22 protein-coding genes are annotated in these 22,464 nt (G+C 70.7%); 16 read left to right on the top strand and 6 right to left on the bottom strand.

Annotated elements, in window-relative coordinates:
• The first annotated feature begins 18 nt into the window (after positions 1-18).
• The 5 genes from ACTMTJ_RS08145 (at position 19) to ACTMTJ_RS08125 (ending at position 4,106) form a co-directional block, all read left to right on the top strand.
• A complete protein-coding gene (locus tag ACTMTJ_RS08145; RefSeq protein WP_441215515.1) occupies positions 19-570 on the top strand; it encodes a peroxiredoxin family protein in 552 nt (183 codons plus the stop codon).
• On the top strand, positions 567-2,411 hold the full coding sequence (locus ACTMTJ_RS08140) for an ABC transporter ATP-binding protein (protein WP_441215514.1): 1,845 nt from the start codon (positions 567-569) through the stop codon (positions 2,409-2,411). The genes ACTMTJ_RS08145 and ACTMTJ_RS08140 overlap by 4 nt, the downstream gene beginning before the upstream one ends.
• Positions 2,408-2,812 (top strand): S24/S26 family peptidase, encoded by a 405-nt coding sequence (locus tag ACTMTJ_RS08135; protein WP_441215513.1) that lies wholly within the window; start codon positions 2,408-2,410, stop codon positions 2,810-2,812. The genes ACTMTJ_RS08140 and ACTMTJ_RS08135 overlap by 4 nt, the downstream gene beginning before the upstream one ends.
• A gap of 2 nt (positions 2,813-2,814) precedes the next feature.
• Positions 2,815-3,330, top strand: a complete 516-nt coding sequence (locus ACTMTJ_RS08130; RefSeq protein WP_441215854.1) for a MauE/DoxX family redox-associated membrane protein — start codon at positions 2,815-2,817, stop codon at positions 3,328-3,330.
• A gap of 461 nt (positions 3,331-3,791) precedes the next feature.
• Positions 3,792-4,106 carry a hypothetical protein gene (locus tag ACTMTJ_RS08125; RefSeq protein WP_441215512.1) on the top strand — a complete coding sequence of 105 codons (315 nt, stop codon included), beginning with the start codon at positions 3,792-3,794 and terminating at the stop codon, positions 4,104-4,106.
• Between the two features lie 102 nt (positions 4,107-4,208).
• On the opposite strand, the gene ACTMTJ_RS08120 is transcribed toward ACTMTJ_RS08125, so the two are convergent.
• The gene (locus ACTMTJ_RS08120; protein ID WP_441215511.1) at positions 4,209-4,826 is read right to left on the bottom strand and encodes a TetR/AcrR family transcriptional regulator; all 618 of its coding nucleotides are present in this window, start codon (positions 4,824-4,826) and stop codon (positions 4,209-4,211) included.
• Positions 4,827-4,935: 109 nt separating this feature from the next.
• Between ACTMTJ_RS08120 and ACTMTJ_RS08115 the strand changes: the two genes are divergently transcribed.
• Positions 4,936-7,140, top strand: coding sequence for an MMPL family transporter (locus ACTMTJ_RS08115; RefSeq protein WP_441215510.1), 2,205 nt, complete (start codon positions 4,936-4,938; stop codon positions 7,138-7,140).
• Between the two features lie 12 nt (positions 7,141-7,152).
• Here the strand turns inward: ACTMTJ_RS08115 and ACTMTJ_RS08110 are convergent, their stop codons facing one another.
• From ACTMTJ_RS08110 to ACTMTJ_RS08095, 4 genes are read right to left on the bottom strand one after another with little or no spacing between them, the layout of a single operon-like run.
• Positions 7,153-7,476, bottom strand: a complete 324-nt coding sequence (locus tag ACTMTJ_RS08110; protein WP_441215509.1) for a Rieske (2Fe-2S) protein — start codon at positions 7,474-7,476, stop codon at positions 7,153-7,155.
• The gene (nirB, locus tag ACTMTJ_RS08105; RefSeq protein ID WP_441215508.1) at positions 7,473-9,944 is read right to left on the bottom strand and encodes a nitrite reductase large subunit NirB; all 2,472 of its coding nucleotides are present in this window, start codon (positions 9,942-9,944) and stop codon (positions 7,473-7,475) included. Before nirB ends, ACTMTJ_RS08110 begins: the two co-directional genes overlap by 4 nt.
• Positions 9,945-10,292: a molybdopterin oxidoreductase gene (locus tag ACTMTJ_RS08100; protein WP_441215507.1), complete on the bottom strand. Its 348-nt coding sequence runs from the start codon at positions 10,290-10,292 to the stop codon at positions 9,945-9,947.
• Position 10,293: 1 nt separating this feature from the next.
• A complete protein-coding gene (locus ACTMTJ_RS08095; protein ID WP_441215506.1) occupies positions 10,294-12,435 on the bottom strand; it encodes a molybdopterin oxidoreductase family protein in 2,142 nt (713 codons plus the stop codon).
• A gap of 512 nt (positions 12,436-12,947) precedes the next feature.
• On the opposite strand from ACTMTJ_RS08095, the gene ACTMTJ_RS08090 reads away from it, so the two are divergent.
• Complete coding sequence (locus ACTMTJ_RS08090; RefSeq protein ID WP_441215505.1) at positions 12,948-13,778, top strand: transglutaminase-like domain-containing protein; 831 nt, start codon at positions 12,948-12,950, stop codon at positions 13,776-13,778.
• A gap of 256 nt (positions 13,779-14,034) precedes the next feature.
• On the opposite strand, the gene ACTMTJ_RS08085 is transcribed toward ACTMTJ_RS08090, so the two are convergent.
• Positions 14,035-14,718, bottom strand: a complete 684-nt coding sequence (locus ACTMTJ_RS08085) for a TetR/AcrR family transcriptional regulator (RefSeq protein ID WP_441215504.1) — start codon at positions 14,716-14,718, stop codon at positions 14,035-14,037.
• 94 nt (positions 14,719-14,812) lie between these two features.
• Between ACTMTJ_RS08085 and ACTMTJ_RS08080 the strand changes: the two genes are divergently transcribed.
• The 9 genes from ACTMTJ_RS08080 (at position 14,813) to ACTMTJ_RS08040 (ending at position 22,412) form a co-directional block, all read left to right on the top strand.
• Positions 14,813-15,202 carry a YybH family protein gene (locus ACTMTJ_RS08080; RefSeq protein WP_441215503.1) on the top strand — a complete coding sequence of 130 codons (390 nt, stop codon included), beginning with the start codon at positions 14,813-14,815 and terminating at the stop codon, positions 15,200-15,202.
• 473 nt (positions 15,203-15,675) lie between these two features.
• A complete protein-coding gene (locus ACTMTJ_RS08075; protein WP_441215502.1) occupies positions 15,676-16,125 on the top strand; it encodes an STAS domain-containing protein in 450 nt (149 codons plus the stop codon).
• Between the two features lie 220 nt (positions 16,126-16,345).
• Positions 16,346-17,482, top strand: coding sequence for a hypothetical protein (locus ACTMTJ_RS08070; RefSeq protein WP_441215501.1), 1,137 nt, complete (start codon positions 16,346-16,348; stop codon positions 17,480-17,482).
• A 79-nt stretch (positions 17,483-17,561) separates the two neighbouring features.
• Positions 17,562-17,864, top strand: coding sequence for an ArsR/SmtB family transcription factor (locus ACTMTJ_RS08065; RefSeq protein ID WP_441215500.1), 303 nt, complete (start codon positions 17,562-17,564; stop codon positions 17,862-17,864).
• The gene (locus ACTMTJ_RS08060) at positions 17,861-18,166 is read left to right on the top strand and encodes a hypothetical protein (protein WP_441215499.1); all 306 of its coding nucleotides are present in this window, start codon (positions 17,861-17,863) and stop codon (positions 18,164-18,166) included. Before ACTMTJ_RS08065 ends, ACTMTJ_RS08060 begins: the two co-directional genes overlap by 4 nt.
• Positions 18,167-18,356: 190 nt before the next feature.
• Complete coding sequence (locus ACTMTJ_RS08055) at positions 18,357-19,901, top strand: anchored repeat ABC transporter, substrate-binding protein (protein WP_441215498.1); 1,545 nt, start codon at positions 18,357-18,359, stop codon at positions 19,899-19,901.
• Entirely contained in the window at positions 19,901-20,803 is a 903-nt protein-coding gene (locus tag ACTMTJ_RS08050; protein ID WP_441215497.1) for a choice-of-anchor M domain-containing protein, read from the top strand. The genes ACTMTJ_RS08055 and ACTMTJ_RS08050 overlap by 1 nt, the downstream gene beginning before the upstream one ends.
• Positions 20,800-21,564, top strand: a complete 765-nt coding sequence (locus ACTMTJ_RS08045) for an anchored repeat-type ABC transporter ATP-binding subunit (protein ID WP_441215496.1) — start codon at positions 20,800-20,802, stop codon at positions 21,562-21,564. The genes ACTMTJ_RS08050 and ACTMTJ_RS08045 overlap by 4 nt, the downstream gene beginning before the upstream one ends.
• Positions 21,564-22,412, top strand: coding sequence for an anchored repeat-type ABC transporter permease subunit (locus ACTMTJ_RS08040; protein WP_441215853.1), 849 nt, complete (start codon positions 21,564-21,566; stop codon positions 22,410-22,412). The genes ACTMTJ_RS08045 and ACTMTJ_RS08040 overlap by 1 nt, the downstream gene beginning before the upstream one ends.
• The last annotated feature ends 52 nt before the right edge of the window (positions 22,413-22,464 follow it).

Genomic DNA, 22,464 nt, shown 5'->3' with positions numbered 1-22,464 from the left:
GAGTGTCGGAAAGGGGCGATGGTGTATCTGTTGACCGCCGCGGTGGTGCTGCTCGCCGCTCTGGTGTTGCTCAACATGTCGGTGACCGCTGCCATGGTTCGGCGGCTGGGCCGTGTCGAGGAAAGCCGCCAGCAGCCACCCGATCTCGGCGGCCTTCCGGTCGGCGCCGAGGTGCCGGCCTTCGAGGCGGCGGCGGTCGACGGCGACCTGTTGACGACGGACGCGCTGGCCGGCCGGCGAACGGTGGTGGCCTTCTACTCGACGAGCTGCGAGGGTTGCCGCGCGCAGGCGCCGCGGTTCGCCGACGAGGCCAAGACGCTCGCCGCCGAGGGTACGCAGGTGCTTTCCGTACTCCTGCTGATGGGCAACACGCGCGAAGGCGAGGGCGCGGACGGCCTGCGGGACCTGCTGGCCGGCGCGGGCCACCTGGTGGTCGAGGACGGCGTCGGCGCGCTGGCCACCAGCTTCGAAGCCCGCGCGACCCCGTCGTACTTCGCCGTCGGGCCGGACCGGCGGGTCAGCGGCAAGGGGCTCACGCTCGCCGAGTGTCTGGCTGGCAGCCCGTCATGACGGGACCGGGCGCGGGCACCGGATCGTTGCGGGCGTTCGGCCACGCCGTTGGCATCTGCGTACGGGCCGCGCCCGGCTTCGCGGTGCTGAGGCTGGTGGCCAGCCTCGTCGCCGGCCTCGGCCCGGTGGCGGTGGCTTGGCTCACCAAGGTGGTGCTCGACGCGCTCGCGGCCTCGGGGGGACAGAGCATCCGGCCCGTCGCCGCCCTCGCCGCGGTGGTCGGCTTGCTCGCCGTCGTTGGTCACTTCATGCGGTACGTCGACCGTGAGATCGGCCGCCGGGTCATCGCGTACACGCAGGACCGGTTGTTTCGCGCGGTCAGCGAGCTGCGACTGCCGGAGATGGAGAACCCGGCGGTGCACGACCGCCTGCGCCTCGCCCAGCAGGCGAGCAGCGTGGGCCCGCAGCAGCTGACGAACGCGGTGCTCGCCATCGCGCAGGTGACGTTGACGGTCGGCGGGTTCGTGGTCAGCCTCGCCGCCATCTCGCCGTTCGTGGTCGCACTTGTCGCCGCGTCCGCCGCGCCAAGCCTGTACGCGCAGCTCTCGCTGGCCCGCGACCGCAGCAGCATGATGCTGACGACCAGCCCGCGCTTGCGGCGGCAGGCGTTCTACTATGGACTGCTGCTGGACCTGCGAGCGGCCAAGGAGATCCGGCTGTTCGGGCTCGGTGACTTCCTGCGTGGCCGGATGCTGACCGAGCTACGCGGCGCGCAAGCCGGCGAGCGGCGAGTCGACCGCCGGACCGTGCGCGTGGACACGCTCTTCGCCACGCTGACCGCGGGGGTGTCCGCCGTCGCGCTGCTCGTCGGGGCGGCCCAGATCGCCGCCGGCGGCTCGGTCGGAGACTTCAGCGTGCTGATCGCGGCGCTCACTGGCGTGCAGGGCGGCCTTGCCGGCATCGTCGGCCAGATCGCCATGGTGCACCAGACGCTGATCCTGTTCGGACACTACGTGGACGTGGTCGGCCGGGAGGCCCGGCCGGCACAGCGCCCGCCGGCCGCGGCGGTCACCGCCGTGCCGCTGCGGCGAGGGATCGAGCTGCACGACGTGTGGTTTCGTTATCACCCCAGCCACGACTGGGTCCTGCGCGGTCTGAGCCTGACCATCCCACATGGACAGTCCACCGCCCTGGTCGGGCTCAACGGCGCCGGTAAGTCCACCCTCGTCAAGCTGCTGTGCCTGCTCTACGAGCCGCAACGCGGCCGGATCACGTGGGACGGCGTGGACATCCGCGAGATGGACCCCGCGCAGGTGCGGCGCCGCATCGCCGTGGTCTTCCAGGACTACATGACGTACGACCTCTCCGCCGCGGACAACATCGGCGTCGGCAACCTCGACGCACTCGGCGACGAGCCGCGGGTACGTGAGGCCGCGGCCTTCGCCGGCGTCCACCAGACGCTGGCCAGCCTGCCCATGGGCTACGACACGACCTTGAGCCGCACGTTCGTGAATCTGCCCACGGACGGCGGCAAGAGGGAGGCGCCGGAGGTGGGCGTGCCACTGTCCGGCGGGCAATGGCAACGGGTGGCGCTGGCGCGGGCGGTCCTGCGCGACGACGCCGACCTGCTGATCCTGGACGAGCCGTCCGCGGGGCTCGACGTGGAGGCGGAGGCCGCCGTCCACGCCAAATTCCAGGATCTGCGGGAACGGCGGACCAGCCTGCTGATCTCGCATCGGATGAACACCATCCGCACCGCGGACCGGATCGTCGTCCTCGACAACGGCCGGATCGTCGAAGAAGGCAGCCACGACGAGCTGATGCTGGCCGACGCTCGGTACGCGGCGCTGTTCCGGACCCAGGCCAGCGGATACCAGATCGCCGTCGGAGGTGAACGATGAAGGAGCTGGCGTGGCTCGCGCCCGCCCTGCTCGCGTGCGGCTGCGCACTCCTGGCGCGGCGCACCCTCGTCGTCGTCACGGTCATCGGCACCAGCATGGTGCCCACCTACCGGCCGGGCGACCGGGTGCTGGTCCGGCGCACCAGCCGGGTAAGGCGTGGCCAAGTGGTGGTGGCGCGGCCGCCAGGCTTCCTGAGCCTCGTCATCAAGCGGATCGCGGCGGTCGCCGGCAACGAGGTGCCGCCGGCGGTGCGACCGGCGACGGCCGTGCCGACCGTTCCACATGGGACGGTGGTACTGATCGGAGACAGTCCTGGCAGCACCGACTCGCGGGTGTGGGGTCCGGTCGCGGTCGAGAACGTCGTCGGCGTTGTCGTGGCACGGTTGGGCGGTGCCGCGTGACCATGTACGCGCAGCTGTGGTGCCAGGCGGTGATCGCCGGGGTGTTCCTTCTCGCGGTATCGGCGAAGGCGCGCCGCCCCGCCGAGTGGGTGTCCTCTGTGGACGCGATGGGTATCGTGCCGGCGAAGTGGACGCGGCTGGTGGCGCACGCTGTGCTCGTTTCCGAAGCGGCCACGGTGATTCTCGTGGCGACGCCGCCGACCGCACCGATTGGCTTGACGAGCGCCGCGGCGCTGCTGTCGATCTTCACCGCGGGCATCGCGCGCACGTTGAGACGCGGCAACCGTATGGCGTGCCACTGCTTCGGCGCGTCCACGACGCCGCTGGGCTTGCCACACGTGATGCGCAATCTAATCTTGCTCGCGCTGTGTGGCCTCGGATTGGTGACAGCCGTGAGCGGAGCCGGCACGCCGCCGGACGCGGCGGGAGTCGCGCTCGCCCTCGCCGCTGGCGCCGTGACCGCCCTCTTCATCTCCCGCATGGCTGACATCGCCTCCATGGTCGTGGCGTCCCGGTAGTAGAGAGCTTTCGGAGTTGGGGTTACGCGCGTGGCGGCGCTCCGGCAGATTTTTCCCGGTCCGTGTCAGTTGGAGACCGTACGCTCCCGCGGGGACCGTTCCCGGCCGGCGGCTCGCGGGGCGAGCCGATCCCCGGCCGTCCACTGCCAGGTCCGCGAGACAAACAGTGACCGTCGCGGCGGCCCGACGGGGTGAGGGCGACCGGCGGCGGACGGGTGAGGCCGCGGGAGCAGCGGTCTGGACCACGACGGACGTCGCGGTAGCTCAAATCTTTGTCCTAAAAGGAACTTAGCGGTTCGGCCACCTCGACTCCGAAAAGGCTCAAGATGGCACCGTTTCACAGCCGCTGTGGCGGTGGAGCGCGTGAGCAGGGGCGAAAGGTTTGTGAGAGCCATGTGAAACCCCTGTTTGCCGATACTTTCCTGGTCCGAAAGACAACGTGGTGGAAGGAAACGGTCTTGATGCGAGCGACGAGAAACGTTGTGGCGGTGATCGGCGGTCTCCTGGTCGGGCTGACCGCGGTCCTGGCATTCGGGGGGCCGGCCGCCGCCTCCGGCACGCTCACCCGGGCGGGCGACCATGCCGTCACGGCAGAGGCGCCCGGGCCGGCGCCCGCACAGCGGGCCGCTCAGGAAGGTGAGTGGCGCTACTCGGACTTTTACTTGACGGCGTTCTGGTGCGAGCAGGACCGCGGTCTCATGGCCGCGTTCTTCGAGACCGATGGGTGCTACTACGCCTCCGGCCTCGGCTACTACTTCTGGTACTACGTCCCGTAGCCCCCTGATCAAGGCGCCCTCCTGGTAACCCGCGGTTACTAGGAGGGCGCCGATCTGTGTGACGATGCCCGGTACGTGCGTTCGGCCGTTGACCCAGTCGGGTCAACGGCTTCGGTCGATTGGGGCGATGTAGCCGTGGAGCGCCTTCTTGAGCTCGCCGGTCAGCGCTTGGCGTTCGGCGCCTTTCGCGGCCACGATGGGCGGCATCATGGCGGCGACGATCCGCACCGCCACCATGGCGGTGAGGCTCTGTTCGGCGGCGGTCAGCGTGGGGATGCGGGCCTGGAGGATGGCCGCCACTCTGCTGACCACCGCCTCGTGTAGCGGCCGGGTCGCCGCTCGCAGGTCGGCTGGCATGTCGGTGTTCGCGAGCAGGACCTTCGCGCCCGGGTTGGCCACGTTGAACGAGATCAGCGGGTCGACGATCTTGTCGATGAGCTGGTCCAGCGTCAGCTCGGTGACCTGGGCGAGGTCGAACGCGGCGGCGTGCGCCGCCCGCATCTGCTCCACCACGCGGGTGGCGAGCGCCTCGGCGATCGCGTCCTTGTTCGGGAAGAACTGGTAGAGCGAACCGGGGGAGATGCCGGCGCGGGCGGCGATGGCGTTGGTGCTGGTCCGCTCGTAGCCGTGCTCGGCGAAAAGGGCCAGCGCCGCGTCGAGGATGTCGGCGATCCGCTGCCGCCCTCGCGCCTGACGCTTGACGGGACGCGTCTCGGTCACCTGTCTCCCTCCTCACGGTCCTGACAGGCTTGACGAATACGAGAGGTCGCTCGTATTGTCAAAATGCGGGCGACCGCTCGTGTTCTGAGCCTAGCAGGGGGAACGGCACATGACTGGACTGCACCGCCTCGGCGCGTTCGTCGCCAGGCGCCGGCGTCTCACGCTGGCCACCGGCCTGGTCGTGACCCTGGTGTTCGCAGTCTTCGGCGCCGGTGCGTTGGGTGCCATGGTGCTCAGCCGCTGGGAGGCGCCCGGCACCGAGTCGGTCCAGGCCCAGCAGCTGCTGCGAGACTTCGACACCGGCAACGCCAACCTGATCCTGCTGGTCACCGCCCGCACCGGCACGGTGGAGAGCGCCCCGGTCCGCGCCGCCGGTCAAGCGCTCGCCGACGACCTGCGGAGCCGGCCGCTGGTCGGCGACGTGTGGTCGTACTGGTCCGAGGGCGACGACCCGATGCTGCGCGGCACGGACGGCCGGCAGGCGCTGGTGCTGGCGCACATCGAGGGCGACGCCACCACCGCCCGCGCGGAGATCAGGGAGCGGCTACTGCCGGCGTTCACGCGCACCGGCGGCACGATCGACGTCCGCGTCGCCGGCGGGGAAGCCGCGTCCGCCCAGATCAGCGAGCAAGCGGCGGCCGACTTCCTACGGGCAGAGATGATGATCATCCCGCTGATGTTCCTGCTCCTGTTCGCGCTCTATCGCCGGGCCCGGCTGGCCCTGCTCACCTTGGGCATCGGGTTGTTCGCCGTGTTCGGCACCCTGGCCGGGCTCCGGCTGCTGGCCAGCGTGACCGAGGTGTCGACCTTCGCCGCCAACATCACGCTGGTCATGGGGGTCGGTCTCGGCGTCGACTACAGCCTGTTCGTCATCGCGCGGTTCCGCGAGGAGCTGGGCGCCGGCGCACGCGTGCCCGACGCGGTCGCGACGACGGTCCGCACCGCCGGCCGCACCGTCATCTTCAGCGGGCTCACCGTCGCCGCGTCCCTGGCGGCGCTGCTCGTCTTCCCGTACTCGTTCCTGCGCTCGTTCGCCTACGCCGGCGTCCTTGTCGTCGCGATGGCGGTCATCGGCTCACTCACCCTGCTGCCCGCCGCGCTCGCCGCCATCGGCCCGCGCGCGGTGCGGCGCGGCTCGGCGCCCGTCGGGGACAGCGGGCTGCGCTGGCACCGCTTCGGTGCCCGGGTTATGCGCCGGCCACTGCTCTTCGCCACGGCCGGGCTGGTCTTCGTCGCGGTGCTGGCCGCACCCGCGCTCGGGCTACGGATCGGCCTGCCGGACGATCGAGTGTTGCCGCCGTCGGCGTCCACCCGGCAGGCGTACGACCAACTGCGGGCCAACTTCGCCACGGAGGCGAACGACGCCATCCACATCGTCGCCGCGACCGGGCGGCCCGCCGCCGCGGCCGGGTACGCCGGTGAGCTGTCCCGCATCGACGGCATCGCCCAGGTCAACTCGGCGGCCGGCGTCTTCGTCGACGGCGCGCTGATCCGCCCGGCGCCCAACCCCGAGCGGCTGACGAGCGCGGGCGGCACCCGCCTGGAGGCGATCCCCACCCGCGAGGTGCTCGCCGGCACCGACGTCGCCGGCCTGGTCGAGAGGATCCGCGCCACACCATCACCGTTCGAAGGGGCACTCGTCGGCGGGTACCCGGCCGAGCTGACCGACTTCCGGTCCACATTGATGGATCGCGTGCCGCTGGTCGGCACGCTGATCCTGACGGTCACATTCGTGCTGCTGTTTCTGATGTCCGGCAGCCTGCTCATCCCGGTCAAGGCCACCGTGCTGAACCTGCTCAGCCTCTCGGTCATGTTCGGCGCGCTCGTGTTCGTCTTCCAGGAAGGGGCGTTCTCCTCGCTGCTCGGCTTCACGCCGATCGGCACGCTGGATCCCGCCTTCCCGATCCTGATGTTCTGCGTCGCATATGGACTGTCCATGGACTACGAGGTGTTCATGCTGTCCCGCATCAAGGAGCGGTACGAGGCCACCGGCGACAACACCCGCGCGGTCCTGGAAGGGCTCCAACGCAGCGCTCCCTTGATCACCTCCGCGGCCCTGGTCCTGGCGATGTCGTTCTCCCTCTACGCCACCGGCAGGGTCATGTACCTCCAGATGATCGGCGTCGGCGTCGCGATCGCGATCCTCGTCGACGCGACCGTCATCCGCGCCATCCTGGTGCCCGCCCTCATGCGCCTCGCCGGACGGGCGAACTGGTGGGCCCCCGCTCGGCTGCGCCGGTTTCAACGACGCGTCGACCCGCACGCGACCAGCCCCGTCCGGCGCGGCAGCCGCGAAAGCCAAGCAGCCCGATAACCGTCGGCTCACTCAGGCGGGGACGCCGATCACCAGTTCGCCGTCGTCGTCGACGCGGACGGGGTACACGGTGAGGGGTGGTTGGCCGGTCTTGGAGCAGCCGGTCGCCAGGTCGAAGATGTGCTGATGCAGCGGGCAGATGACGACCTCGGCGTCGGCGAGCCCATCGGCGATCGGGCCGCCGGCGTGCGGGCAGACGGCCGAGACCGCCCGCAGCGTGCCGTCGCGCAGCCGGAAGACCGCCACCATGTCGCCGCCGATCGCGTACGCGCGGCCTTCGCCGACCGGCAGCTCCGTGACGGGCCCGACCCGGTACTCCACCAGGTGGGCGGTCATGGCGTGCCCCCGTCTCGGACCGGCACCCGGGGCAGCGGCAGCAACGGGAGGGCGGTGCGGAACTGGCCGGGCGTGGACGGCTCGGTGCCCTCCTTCCACGGGTCCTTGTAAGCGCCCACCGCCGCGGCCATCCGCTCGTCGAGGCCGGCGGCGAGCCCCTCGCTGTCGTCGACGATCAGGGCGCGGAGGCGGTCGATGCCGACGCGGGGGACGAAGGAGTAGGTGCGTTCCAGCCAGTTGGCGTTCTCGCGGTAGTACTGAAGGAAGCGGCCGGTGAGGGCAACGACATCGTCGGGACTGTCCACAGTGGCTAGCAGATCGCCTTTGCGGACGTGGGCGCCGGCCGCCCCACCGACGTAGATCTCCCACCGCCCGCCCTCGATCGCGACCACGCCGAGGTCCTTGACGTACGCCTCGGCGCAGTTGCGCGGGCAGCCGGTGACCGCGAGCTTCATCTTGGCCGGGCTTTCCAGGCCCTGGAAACGGGACTCGATGGCGATGCCGAGCGCCGTGGAGTCGCCCACGCCGAAGCGGCAGAACTCGCTGCCGACGCAGGTTTTCACGGTGCGCATGCTCTTGCCGTACGCGTACCCGGAAGGCATGTCGAGGTCGGCCCACACCTTGGGCAGGTCCTCTTTGCGGATGCCGAGCAGGTCGATGCGCTGTCCGCCGGTGAGCTTGACCATCGGCACCTGGTACTTGTCGGCCACGTCGGCTATGCGGCGTAGCTGGTCGGGGGTGGTGACGCCGCCCTTCATCTGAGGTACCACCGAGAAGGTGCCGTCGCGCTGGATGTTCGCGTGTACGCGGTCGTTGATGAAGCGGGCGCCGCGCTCGTCCTGGTACTCCTCGCCCCACATCATCCGTAGCAGCGAGACCAGGCCCATCTTGCTCTTGGCGTCCTCGTGGCCGCCGGCCAGCGCGTCGAAGACCGCGGACACGCTCTTGAGACCCCGCGCGCGGATCGCCGCCATCAGCGCCGGCTTGTCCAGGGGTACGCCAGGGACGTACCAGGTGGCGGACGGGTCCTCCTCGACGGCGCCGCCGGCCGCCCACTCCACGATCTGTGCCACGAGCGACCTACACGAGCCGCAGCCCTTGCCGGCCCGGGTGGCGTCCATCACCCCGCCGACCGTTTTGACGCCACTGTGGACGGTCGTTACGAGGTCACCCTTGCTGACGCCGTTGCAGTTGCACACCTGCGCGCCGTCGTCCAGCTCCGCGGCCGACTCCTCGGCCGGTGGCCCACCGAGGTCGAAGAGCAGCCGTACCCGCTCCTCCGGCAGCGGCAGGCCACGGTCGAACGCCTGCATGAGGAAGCCCACCTTGGCTACGTCACCGAGCAGCGTCGCGCCGACCAGCCGGTCGTCGCGGATGATGACGCTCTTGTAGACGCCGCGCCGCGGCTCGGCGAAGACCACGAACTCGTCGTCCTCCCGTTCCGGAGTCGTGACGCCCATCGCGGCCACGTCGACGCCGGCCACCTTCAGCTTCGTGGCGGTCCGCGAGCCGTGGTACGCCGCGGTGCGGTCCCGCCCGGTGACCTGGTCGGCGAGCACTTTGGCCTGCTCCCACAGCGGCGCGACGAGGCCGTACGTCTGGCCGCGGTGCTGCACGCACTCGCCGACCGCGTAGATGTGCGGCTCGTCGAGCACCCGCATGTGGTCGTCGACCAGGATCGCCCGCTCCACCGGCAGCCCGCTCAGCGCGGCCACCTCCACGTTGGGCCGGATGCCGGCGGCCACGACGACCATGTCGCAGCGAACGGTGCGGCCGTCGGCGAGCCGTACCCCCTCGACCCGGTCCTTGCCCACGACCGCGGTGGTGCGCGTCCCGACCTCGACGGCGATGCCGAGGCTTTCCACGCTGCGCCGCAGGATCGTGCCGGCCTGCGCGTCGAGCTGTGCGTTCATCAGCGTGTCCGCCGAGTGCAGGAGCGTGACCTGGACGCCGTACTGCTGTAGCCCGCGCGCCGCCTCCAGCCCGAGCAGGCCGCCGCCGATGACCACCGCCCGCTCGTGGTCGCGGGCGTACCGGATCATCGCGCGGGTGTCGTCGATCGTGCGGAACGTGAACACGCCCTGGTGGTAGCCGCGCCGGGGATGGTGCATCCCTTCGATGGGCGGCACGTAAGGGCGGCTGCCGGTTGCGATGACGAGCTTGTCGTACGGGGTCGTCGAGCCGTCCGCGGCGCGCACCACGCGGGCGAACCGGTCGATCCGCTCTACGCGTACGCTGGCCCGGAGCGCGATGCCGTTCTCCTCGTACCAGGGCAGGCTGTTGAGGAAGATGTCGGCCTCGTCCTCCACACCGGACAGCACATTGGACAGCAGGATGCGGTTGTAGTTGCCGTAGGGCTCCTCGCCGAACATCGTGATGGCGAACTGCTCCCGGCCGCCCCGTTCGAGGATTTCCTCGACGGTGCGGGCGCCGGCCATGCCGTTGCCGATGACCACCAGCCGCTCCATTCAGACCTCCACGAGCCCGAGATCGACCACGACGGCGCCACCGACGCCCTCCGGCGCGGCCAGGTGCAGCTCGATGACCGTGCCGCTGTCCAGGTCCTCGACCACCCGCAGCGCCACGTGCACCTCGCTCTTCGCGCCGATGGGGAAGTACCGCATCGGTGTGCCGTCGCGGATCAGCACCACGTAGATCAGCTCGCCGGTGGTATTGCCACCGCGGAAGTAGACCGGCTGGGTGACCACGCCGTCCGGGACGGTGTACGCGAGTGCGGCGTCGATCGGGAAGGGGGACTCGATCCCCTTGCCCTGGAACGGGAAGACCCCTTGCAGGAACTTCGATGTGGACTGCACGTCAGCTGTCCCTTCTGGACGGCGGTGGATGCGTGGGTGGTGGTGTGGCGGGCGAGCGGTCGTCGGGCCCGCCGATCCGGCGCACCGCGACGGCGCAGGACTTGAACGCGGGCATTTTCGAGTGGCGGTCGAGCGTCGGGTCGGTCAACGCGTTCGCGCTGGCCAGCCCGCCCCAGTGGAAGGGTGCGAAGACGGTGTCGGGCCGGATCGTGTCGGTCAGGTAGGCGCGGAAGACGGCGGTGCCGCGGCGGGTGCGCAGCTGGACCAGGTCCGCGGCGCCGATACCGAGCCGGCGGGCCAGGTCGGGGTGGATCTCCACCCTCGGGTCGTCCGCGGTCAGCCGCAGCGAGCGGGACCGGCGGGTCTGGTTGCCGCTCTGGTACTGCTGCATGATGCGGCCGGTGGTGAGCACGTACGGGTACTCCGCATCGGGCGGCTCGGCCGGCTCGCGGTGGTCCACCCGGATGAACCGGGCCCGCCCGTCCGCGGTGGCGAACCGTTCGGCGAAGAGCCGCGGTGTGCCCGGGTGGTCGGGTGCCGGGCAGGGCCAGAAGACGCCCTGCTCTGCTTCGATCCGCTCGTACGAGATGCCCGCGTAGTCGGCGGTCCCGCCCGCGCTGGCCCGGCGCAGCTCCTCGAAGACGGTGCGCGGGTCGGCCGAGAACCGGCCGGGTGCCTCCAGCCGCTCGGCGAGCGCGGCGAGCAGCGCCAGGTCGTCGAGCACTCCTTCCGGCGGCGCCAGCACGCGCTTGCGCCGGATGACCCGCCCCTCCAGGTTGGTCATCGTGCCCTCCTCCTCGGCCCACTGGGCGGTGGGCAGGACGACGTCGGCCAGCGCCGCCGTGTCGGAGAGGAACATGTCGGAGACGGCCAGGAAGTCCAGAGCGGACAGGCGGGCGCGAACCCGGTTGCGGTCCGGGGCGGAGACGACGATGTTCGAGGCGAGCACCAGCAGCGCGCGTACCCCGCCGGGCGTGCCGAGCCGGTCGAGCATCTCCATCGCGGAGACGCCCGGGCCGGGCAGGTCCGCCGGATCCACACCCCAGACGCCGGCGACGTGCGCGCGGGCGGCCGGGTCGTCGATGCGCCGGTAGCCGGGTAGCTGGTCGGCCTTCTGCCCGTGCTCCCGCCCGCCTTGCCCGTTGCCCTGGCCGGTGACCGTCCCGTACCCGGAGTACGGACGTCCCGGCAGGCCCAGGGCGAGGGCCAGGTTGATGTAGGCCTGCGTGGTGTCGGTGCCGTTGCTGTGCTGCTCGGCGCCGCGCGCGGTCAGGATCATCGCGGACGGCGCGGTGGCCAGCAGCTGCACGGTGCGGCGCAGCAGCGCCTCGCTCACCCCGGTGACCCGCTCCACCCGGTCCGGCCACCAGGCGGCCACCGCCGCGCGTACCGTGTCGAAGCCTGTGGTGCGGCCGTCCACATAGGCCTTGTCCACGTGGCCTTCGCGGATCGCGATGTGCAGCAGCCCGTTGGCCAGTGCCAGGTCGGTGCCGGGGGTCGGCTGGAGGTGCAGCGTGCCGCCCCGCGCGGTGGCCGAGCGGCGCGGGTCGACCACGATGTGCGCCGCGCCGCGAGCCCGCCCCGCGTCGAAGTACTGCATCGCCGGCGGCATCGTATCCGCAGGGTTGCTGCCCACCAGCAACACGGCATCGGCCTCGGCGATATCGGCCAGTGGAAACGGCAGCCCCCGGTCGATGCCGAACGCGCGGTTGGCCGCCGTCGCCGCCGAGGACATGCAGAACCGGCCGTTGTAGTCGATATGCGGCGTCCGCAGCGCCACCCGCGCGAACTTGCCCAGCTGGTACGCCTTCTCGTTGGTCAGCCCGCCGCCGCCGAAGCAGCCGACGGCTGCCGGCCCGTACGCCCGCTGCGCACGCCGGATCGCGGCGGTGACGCGGTGGAGCGCCTCGTCCCAGCTCGTCGGCCGGAACGGGCCGGACCGGTCGTCGCGGACCAGCGGTGTGGTCAGCCGGTCGGGGTGGTCCAGCAGCTCCGGTGCGCTCCAACCCTTGGCGCACAGGCCACCCCGGTTGGTCGGAAACTCAGTCGGCTCGATGGCCGGAGCACGGCGCGGCTCGACCCGCATCCGCACGCCGCACTGCAACGAGCAGTACGGGCAATGCGTCTCGACCCGCGCGCCCATCCCGTGACGATCGCGACCGCACGTTACCGGCGTATGCCGCCGCCGTTACACCGCAGTCGCCAAGTGCTACCAAGGGCAGAAGGAGTGGCCGACCCGTTCCGATAGTTGGCGTCCGCCAGCTCGGGCCTGGTGGGCGCTTCTCCCCTTCGCCATGTATACTACCTCCGTCCACTATGGAACTTCGTCCTGGCTCACGGTGCCGGCGCGGGCCCTGCCTCGAGCGGGCGAGTACGGTTAGCCTTTCAGGAGTGGTACCCCAACCCGCCGGCTCGCGTTTCGCAGCGGGCGGCGCTCTTCGCCTTGTTAGCTTGCATTGGAGCCGAAATGACCAGTGAGGCAGTACGTGATCCCGCCCCGGAGGCGTCCGGATCATACGGAGATCTTTTCCTGCCGGCGCCGACCGCCGAGACGTCGGCGCAGCGGCGGGCCGTGCCGGACGCGGGCGAGGCCGCGATGGTGCGACTGCGGACACCTTTCGATGTCGGTCCGGTCGATGCGGCCGAACCCCGCGGGTGAGCCTGCCGGACCGGGATGGCCAGGCGAGTCGTGTCGGTTGCACGCTCGCCCTTGACGTGGCCACACCGGCCACCGTCGTGATCCAGATCGCGGTCGCCCGCCGGCACGGGGCCACGATCAGCGAGCGTCTCGAGATCGTCAACAACACGGTTCCGATGCCCGCTCAGGAACTGGTTGGAGCGGTCGGGGGTCGGCAGCACCTGTTCCACGTCCAGCCGGGGACCGTGACCGTCGGCTACGAGGCGACAGTCGCCGCCGGCGCTGGAACGCCTGCACCGGTGACCGATGAGGAGCGGGTGGAGGCCCTACGCCCGAGCCGGTATTGCCCGTCGGACCGGCTGGCTGGCCTGGCGCAGAGCCACTTCGGCGAACTGCCCACGGCCCTGGAGCGAGTGCGGGCGATCCATGACTACGTGTGGCGGCACGTCGGGTACGTGTCCGAATCGAGCGGCCCGACCACGGACGCGGTGGACACGCTGATGTCCGCTCGCGGCGTCTGCCGTGACTTCGCCCATCTGGTGGCCGCGCTGTGCCGGGCGGTTGACGTGCCCGCGCGGATCGCTTCCGTTTACGCCCCTGGCCTTGACCCGATGGATTTCCACGCCGTGGTGGAGGCCGAGATCGATGGCCGCTGGCAGGTGTGGGATGCCACGCGGTTGGCACCTCGCCCGGCCCTGGTCCGCATCGCCACGGGCAGGGACGCCGCCGACACCGCGTTCACCACGGTGACGGGCGGTCGCGCCGAGCTGCGCAGTCTGGAGATCAACGCGGTAGCCGCCGGCGAACTCCCGTTGGACGACCACGTGCGCCTCGCCGCCCTCGGCTGATTCTCGACCAGCAGTCCGGCCATGGATCCGGGCAGCGGCAGCACCCCACACCGGCGGTCGATTGACCAGGCACCGCCGGCCGCCGGGCGCGCGGCGCCTGGCCGCTCACGCAGGCGGTTGCCCCCTTCTTCTCGTCGCAGATCAGCGGGCGGCGTGGCGTGCGCCAGACACTACGGGGCGGTCGTCGGCCGAGCCGGCCGGTGGGTTCGACCCCTTTCGGCGCGCGGATAACAGCACGATCGGAAGCGCTGGTGATCTATGACGGCTGAGGGGTCCCCGCCGGCCGCTCCCACCGTCCGGAGAGCAACGCGGCATCGGGTGGCCCACCGGGAAGCTGGTGGGGTGCGCCGGCGCGGAGGCCATCGAGGGCGATGGCGTTGATGCGGGCGCGTGCGTGCCTGGCCGTGTCGATGAGGTCGGTGCGGCCCTGCCGGCGCAGCTGGTCGATCATTGGCGACTTTCCGAGCTGCTCGATCAGCAGGTGCAGGTCGGTCCTGGTGACGTCGGGGCGCAGCACACCGGCCGTGTGCGCGCGGCTGATGAGCGCGTCGACGGCTTCGTCGCAGCGCCGGTTTTTCTCGGTGATTTCGTCGGTGATCTCGATTGTGCCGGCGATCGCGCCGAGCGACCCCTGGCCGATGTCGATCCCGGCCAGGACGTAGTGCGCGAGCCCGTCCCACGGGTCGTCGTGGGCCAGACCCGCCTCTGCCGCGGCGAGCCAGCGGTCTAGCCCGATCACGACCAGCCGCTGAAAGAGCTCCTCCTTAGTTCGGTATCGCCGGTAGAGGCTGCCGATGCCCACGCCGGCCCGCGCGGCGATCGTGGCCACCGACGCGTGCACGCCGTCGACGGCGACGACCTCGCGTGCGGCTTCGAGCAGCGCACGGTCGTTGGCTTCGGCCTCGGCCTGCCGGTGGGTACGTCGGGTGGGCCTGCTCACGTCCGCATCATACGCATTGCGGAGCACTTCGCTCCGGCGTACTGTTCCGAGTGCGGAGCAAATCACTCCGCAACTGAAATCCCGGGGAGTCCCGATGACCGACCAGCAGGATCTGACCGCCATCCGCGACCTTGTCGCCGCCGTCGACCGGCACCAGAGCGACGTCGAGGAGTTCGTCGCACTGCACCACCCCGACCTGGTACTGGTGAACATCGCCGGGCGCCGCGTCCTCGGAAGGGAGGCGCTGCGCGAGGCGATGACAGCCGGGCTGAAGAGCCCGATGGCCAAGGTGTTCACCCGTCTGGAAATCGAGGACATCCGCTTCATTCGTCCCGACGTCGCGCTGGTGAGCTGTGCCAAGTACGTCTCCGACGAGCGCGGCGAAGGATCCGCCGTGCCGACGAGGGGCAGCCTCACGTTCACCGTGGTGCGCGAGCCCGCCGGCTGGAAAATCGCTGTCGCACAGACGACGCCGGTGCCGTAGGTCCTGACCAGGCAGCGACGCACCCGAACGCCGGGTCGGCACTGGCGCCGAGCAGGTCAACATCGCCTTGGTGGGGATCGCGGGGTGGCGCCGGCAACCCGGCGGACTGGTGCCTAGCCTCGACCGATCCGCTGCGGTGGACATCGAAGCGATCAGCGAATACGACAACGGGGTCTCGCTCACTTCGGACAGATCAACACATAGAGAAACCTCGATGTCCTTCCAGATGGTCGTGCCCGACCTGTTCCGCTGCCAGCCGCGCAGTGCCGCGGGGTTGGCGCAGGACACAGAAGGCTCCCTGCGCGAACACTCCTGGGGTAGCCTGCGGGGTAGCTGCGCCGCACCGATGTGCGCGGCTCATCGAGCCCGCAACCACCAGCCGCAGTTTCGGGTGGTTGCCTCCCCGGCCACGGGCCCAGCCCTCGCCCGCTCACCACGCAATCCCCGTACGGCAGTTGGGCCGGAGGTTCATCATGGCCACCACGTTTTCGCCCGGGACCGCGTTTACCCAGCTCCACCTCGACACCAGTTGGCCATCACCGTCCACGGCGCTGGTCGCCGTGGCCGGCGAGGTCGACCTGGCAACCGCTTACGTGCTCCGCGACCGGCTGCTCGGCCTCCTGCACGAGCACGGCCCCGCTGTGCTTGACGTCGACCTGGCCGGGGTGAGCTTTCTGGATTGCACCGGCATCGGCGCGCTCGTCGCCGTCCGCAACGCCGCCGTCCGGGCCGGACGCCGGGTGTGGATCACCCATCCGCAACCGATAGTCCGCCGCGTGCTGGAGGTGACTGGGCTGCTTGGCCTGTTCACCGCCCCGATCGACCGGTCCCTGCCCATGTCGACCGGCTCTGAAAACCAGTCCCGGACCGGCCCCGCCGCCGCGACCGCGACTGATCCGCCCGGCATGCTGGCCACCGCCTGACGCACGCACCACCGGCGCCCGATCGGCTGCCCCCGGCAACGACGGTGCCCTCGCCGACTCGGTTCAGGCTGTCAAAGCCCAGCTATGCGGGCTGTCCGGCCGTCCGCAGAATCGATCGCGCCCACTCGCGTCCGCCGCGGCAACACCCCCGACCCGCTACACCAGGACAGCGCGTCATACGCGGCCGGCCGGTCGCAGACGTGGCGGCTACGGTTTTTGCGTGGTGGTGCACCGACAGAGTGGACCGGTGCCGGAGCCGTCACGGTGGCGGCCCCGGCAGTCGGTTCGTGGCGTGCTGGGGCTGGTCGCTGCCGTGGGCGCGGCCGGAGTGCTGGTGGCGCAGGTGCCGGACCGGCTCCGTTCGCCGCGCCCTCGGCCGCCTGCCGCGGAGGTGGTGTGGCCGCATGCCCAGCGCGCGCAAGTGCCTGGTGTGCTGTCTGACGGCGCGCTCTACAGCCCGGTCTACTTCCTGGACGAGCGGGTCTCGGTCGGTACCGCGTCCGATCCGGGCGGCGGTGAGGTGCGTCTGGTGGTGCGGGGAGCTGACGGGGCGGTCCATGTGCTGCGCCGGCTCCCGACGGCGGTGGCCCCGCGGTACGCCGGCTTCACCCCCGCCGGCGGGCAGCTGGTCTGGGCCGAGTCGGTCACCGGCCGGGACGGCACAGTGCGGACCGAGCTGTGGCGGGCAGGTCTGCCTGGTGGGACGCCGCGGAAGATTACCGGGGACACCGGCCGGGTGGCGTTCTTCGGCTCGGACTACGACATCGTCGTCGAGTCCGGCCGGCTGTACTGGACGGCGGAGGCACCCGGCGGCCAGGAAGCCACCGAGGTACGGTCGGTGCCGGTCGGCGGTGGCCGGGTTGAGGTGCGCACGGAGCCTGGTACGTGGACGCTGTCCGGCTGGCCGTGGCTGGCCAGCGCCGGCAGTAGTGGTCGGGCTCGGCTGCGCAGTATGGACACCGCGCAGGTGGTTACCGTCGACGCCGCCGGCGACATGCTGGACAGATGCGGGCCCGGCTGGTGCCGGGTGTTCGTCTTGTCCGGCGACGGCCCTGTTCGGAGCGAGCTGATACGGGTGGACGGCTCGCAGCGGCGGCGGGTGGCCGACGACGGCGCTACCGCCGCGATCGTCGACGTGGCGGTGCTGGACCGGTTCGAGGTGCTCTTGGCGGGCTCGAGCACGGTCGTCGCCGCGAACGGTGGACGGCGGCTGCTCGTCTACGACCTGAAGGTACGGCGGCTGATCAGCGTGGCCGACGCGGTGGCCAGGGTGTTCTACCGGGGCGGGGTGCTGTGGTGGTCCACCGCCATAGGAGAGAGCATCGCCTGGCACACGCTCGACCTGCGCACCGTGTGACCACGTGTCCGCTGATCAGTCGCCGGACTTCGCAGCTCACGGACTTTGTATGCTTCATTGCGCATGCGACTATGTATCGGTGACAGAGGCGTCGCTGGATCGTTACGAGGAGGTGGGGGCCCTGTTTCGGGTGCTGGCCTCGCCGGTCCGGGTGGCGATCGTGGACCTGCTGGCCGACCAGGAACACCTCGTGCACCAGTTGGTGGCGGCGACCGGGTTGGCGCAGCCGCTGGTGTCGCAGCACCTGAAGGTGCTGCGGGACGCACGGCTGGTGCGGCGGGTCCGAAGGGGGAGGGAGATGGCGTACGCGTTGCGCGATGCCCATGTGGCGCACATCGTGCGTGATGCCATCGCCCACGTGAAGGAGGAAAACCAGAGATGACGACCGCGACCGAACACCGCCCGCACACTGGGCACGAGCACACCCACGCCGGCGACTGTGGACATGCCAGCGTGCGGCACGGTGACCATGTCGACTACCTGCACGACGGCCACGTGCACCACAGTCACGGCGACCACTACGACGAGTGCAGCGTCCAGGGCGTGCACGTGCAGGCCGAGGCGCACGAGCACACCCATGCCGACGGCTGCGGGCACGACGCCGTGACACACGAAGACCACGTGGACTACGTGCATGACGGGCACCGCCACGCCGTACACGGGGAACACTACGACGAACACTGATCCGCCTTCGGGTGGTATAGCGGGACGGGGTCGACCGGGTCGGCCCCGTCCCGCTTTTCGCTGCCTGCGTCACAGATCTCGTTGAGGGTCTTTGCCGCCGCTGGATCACTGGCTATGCTACCGAAAACCGTTTTCATTACTGATAGTGAGCGGTGCGGGTCGGCTGGCCATGTGGGGAGGAGACCAGCGGATGAGGACGCCGTGGTTGACCGCTGCCGTCGTGGCGGCGGTTGTCCTGTCCGGGTGCACGGCGCCGGTCGCGCTGAGCGACTCGGACGAGCGGGTGCAGGTGGTGACGACGACCGGGATCCTGGCCGACCTGGTGCGCAACGTGGGCGGTGACCGGGTGCTGGTGGACTCGATCGTGCCGGACGACGCCGACGCGCACGGGTACGAGCCGACGCTGCGGGATGTCCGGAACGTGGTCTACGCCGACGTCGCGTTCAGTAACTACCTGCTGCTGGAGGCGCAGAGCGTCATCAAGGCGCTGGACGCCAACCTCGGCGAGGGCGTACCCAATATCTCGCTCGCCGAGGGCGCCACCAAGTACGCCGCCGAGATCATCCCGCTGGTGGAGGATGCCTCGCTGGACACGATCTGGCTCGGCATGCGGGTGCGTGGCACCGGCCGCCAGTACGGGGCGAACCGCTCGTCGGATGTGTTGCTGTCCGCCACGGAGGTGTCCGGCCCCGGTGACCTGGTCGCCTACCTGACCGAGTCGTTCGGCGATCCGGAGTTCTACGTCAACTCCGCGGACGGGTTCGACCCGGCCGGCGGCTACCGGGACGACACGGCCGTGCTGCCACCGGACGCGCACACGCACATGAGCTGGGCGTTCACCGAGCCGGGTGTCTACCGGCTGACGATGGAGGCCCGGCTGGCGGTGGCGCACGGTTCGAAGCCGGTGGAGTTGGGCCGGCAGACGTTCACGTTCGCGGTGGGTGTCGACCCGCACTCGGTCGGCGGGACGGTGCTCGGCGCGGGTCACGCCGACATCGCGGTCGACGTGGACCAGAGGCGGCTGTACCTGTACGCCGACCCGCACGGGGGTGGGGAGGCGCACCAGGAGACCTACGACCCGGCGACCACCGTGATCGAGGTGCCGGGCAAGGCGCTCAAGCAGATCCCGTCCGGCCGCGGGTACCGCTTCCTGGGCCGGCCGGGTGACAAGGTGTACCAGCTGCCGCAGGCGGTGCTGGGCCGGCACGTGCACGGCGAGATCGACCCGCACCTGTGGCAGGACGTCGGCAACGCGCAGTCCTATGTGGAGCTGATCCGGGACACGCTGATCGGCGTCGACCCGGCCGGTGCCGCCGGCTACCGGCGCGGCGCGGACGCCTATCTGGCCGAGCTGACCGCGCTGGACGCGTACGTCGCCGCCACGATCGCCGCGATCCCACCGGCCAACCGCTACCTGGTGACGACCCACGACGCGTTCGGCTACCTGGCCCACGCCTACGGCATCCCGGTCGCCGGCTTCGTGACGCCCAACCCGGCCACCGAACCGAGCCTGGCCGACCGGGTCAAGCTCACCGAGACGATCCGCAACCTGCGGGTACGGGCGGTCTTCCTCGAACCGAACCTGCGCGCCCGTTCGTCCACATTGGTCGAAGTCGCCAAGGAGCAGGGCGTGCGCGTGTGCTCGATCTACGGGGACACGTTCGACGGCACCGTCGAGACCTACGTACAGATGATGCGCTTCAACGCCGACTCCTTGAAGGAATGCCTGAGCTGATGAAGACGATGGCAGCCGCGCTGGCGGCGACGCTGGCGCTCGCGCCGACCCCGCAGCCGGACGGCCTGGGCCAGACCCTCGACCCCGACCAGTCGGTGGCGGCCGGCCGGGCGGTGCTGGAAACCGGGCACGTGGACATCGGACCGCGCTACCGCGACGGTGCGTGGACGATTCAGATCCACGACGACACCGTGGTACCACCGGTCTGGCGTAAACCCTCCGACGCGGTCCTGCGCGTGCGCGACGCGGCGGTGCAGCGGGTGCCGGACGACCCGGCATACGCGTTCCTCGGCCAGAGCCCGGGTACACCGGTGCACGTGGTGCCGCAGACGCAGGACCAGGACGTGGTGTGGATCGGCTGGAACACCCAGGATCCTGGCGTCATGGAGGCGATCGCGCGGGGCGTGACGATGAACCTGCTCGGCGTGCAAGGCCCCGGCAGCCTCACGGTGTACCTACAGTCCGGCAACCTCGGCGCACCACAGGTGCTGTGGAACTCCACCAAGCCGTATCCGCAGCCGTTGTGGGTGGAGACGAACACGCACACGCACGCCAACTGGATCTTCTCCAAGCCTGGCGTGTACCTGGTCGCGGTCGAGATCACCGCCGACCTGGTGGACGGCACCCGGGTCGCCGGACGGGAGGTGCTGCGGATCGCGGTCGGCGACAGCACCCCGGTCGACGGCGCGTTCACCGCCTCCTACACCGGAAGCCTGCCGAGCACCGGCGCCACGCCGAGCGCGGCCGCGGCTGCGGAGTCCGAGAACGGCTCCGGCGGGTCCGGACTCGTCGTTGCCCTGCTGGTGGCCGCCGCGGCCCTGTTCGCCGTGGCGCTGATCGTCGTCACGGTACGCGGCGCGCGGGCTCGCCGCCGCGCCCTCGCCGCGGAGGAGCAGCAATGAGCGCGCTTACGGTCGAGGGCCTGGCGGTCGACCTCGGCGGGCGGCCCGTGCTCCGAGACGTGCATATGAGCGTCGACACCGGTGAACTGGTCGGGCTGCTCGGCCCGAACGGCGCCGGCAAGACCACCCTGCTGCGCTGCGTGCTCGGCCTGATCCGAGCCAAGGCCGGCAGGATAGCGGTCGGTGGCAGCGCGACGGTCGGGTATGTGCCGCAGCGGCACGAGTTCACCTGGGACTTTCCCATCTCCGTGGAACAGGCGGTCCTCAGCGGCCGCACCGGCCGCATCGGCCTGCTGCGCCGTCCCGGCGTGGCGGACTGGCGCGCGGTGGGTGAGGCCCTGGACCGGGTACGCCTGGCCGACCTGCGCCGCCGGCCGGTCGGTGAGCTGTCCGGCGGCCAGCGGCAACGGGTACTCGTGGCCCGGGCCTTGGCGTTGCGGCCCGACATCCTGCTGCTGGACGAGCCCTACGCCGGCCTGGACATGCCGACCCAGGAGCTGCTCGGTGAGCTGTTCGCCACCCTGGCCCGCGAGCGGGCGGTACTGATGGCGACCCACGACCTGGCCGCGGCGGTGCACGACTGCGACCGGCTGGTGCTGCTCAACCGCACGGTGATCGTCGCCGGCCCGCCGGGCGAGCTGCGCGACCGTCGGGTGTGGATGGACGCGTTCGAGGTCGGCGAGCGCAGCCACCTGTTCACCGCGCTGGGCCTTCAGCCGGAGCCGGCCACGGCCGGTGAGCCCGAGACGGTGGGTGCGTGATGTCGCCCGCGGACTTCGTCGCCGACCTGTTCAACCCCGATCTGGCGTTCCTGGGCAAGGCGCTGCTGATCGCGGTGATGTCGGCGACCGTGTGCGGCGTGGTCGGCTGCTACGTGGTCCTGCGCGGCATGGCGTTCATCGGCGACGCGGTCGCCCACGCGGTGTTTCCCGGCCTGGCGGTCGCGTTCCTCGTCTCCGGCAACCTTGTCCTCGGCGGCACCGTCGCCGGCGTGGTGACCGCGATCCTGGTGGCGGTGTTCGCGCAGCAGCGGCGGCTGAAGGAGGACTCGGTCATCGGGGTGTTCTTCGTGGCCGCGTTCGCGCTCGGCATCGTGGTCATCTCCCGCGCCCCCGGGTACGCCGGTTCGCTTCAACAGTTCCTGTTCGGGTCGATCACCGGGATCCCGGACGAGGACGTGTACGTCGTCGGCGGTACCGGCCTGGTCATCCTGCTGGCGATCCTGTTGCTGCACAAGGAGTTCGTCGCCATCTCGCTGGACCGCGAGTCGGCCCGCGCGATGGGGCTGCGGGTGTTCTGGCTCGACCTGCTGCTGTACGTGCTCGTCACGCTCGCCGTGGTCATCTCGGTCCGGACCATCGGCAACATCCTGGTGCTGGCCCTGCTCGTCACACCGGCCGCGGCGGCCCGCCTGCTGACCGACCGGCTCGCCGTGATGATGGTCCTCGCACCGGCGATCGGTGGGCTCTCCGCGCTCGCCGGCCTGTACGTCTCGTGGTCGTGGGACCTGCCGGTCGGCGGCACCATCGTGCTCGTGCTCACCGCGGTCTTCCTCGGCGCCTGGCTGGGCGCGCCCCGGCACGGACTGCTGGCCCGGCACGTCTTCTAGCCGCGGAAGCGGAAAACGAGGCGACACCTCGGATCGGACGGACGACCGGGAT

Origin of the sequence: Phytohabitans sp. LJ34, assembly GCF_052068095.1 — a bacterium.
In the GTDB taxonomy this organism is placed as follows: domain Bacteria; phylum Actinomycetota; class Actinomycetes; order Mycobacteriales; family Micromonosporaceae; genus Phytohabitans.
Note: the sequence above shows the minus strand (reverse complement) of the source record. Positions and strands in the feature narration are given on the sequence as shown.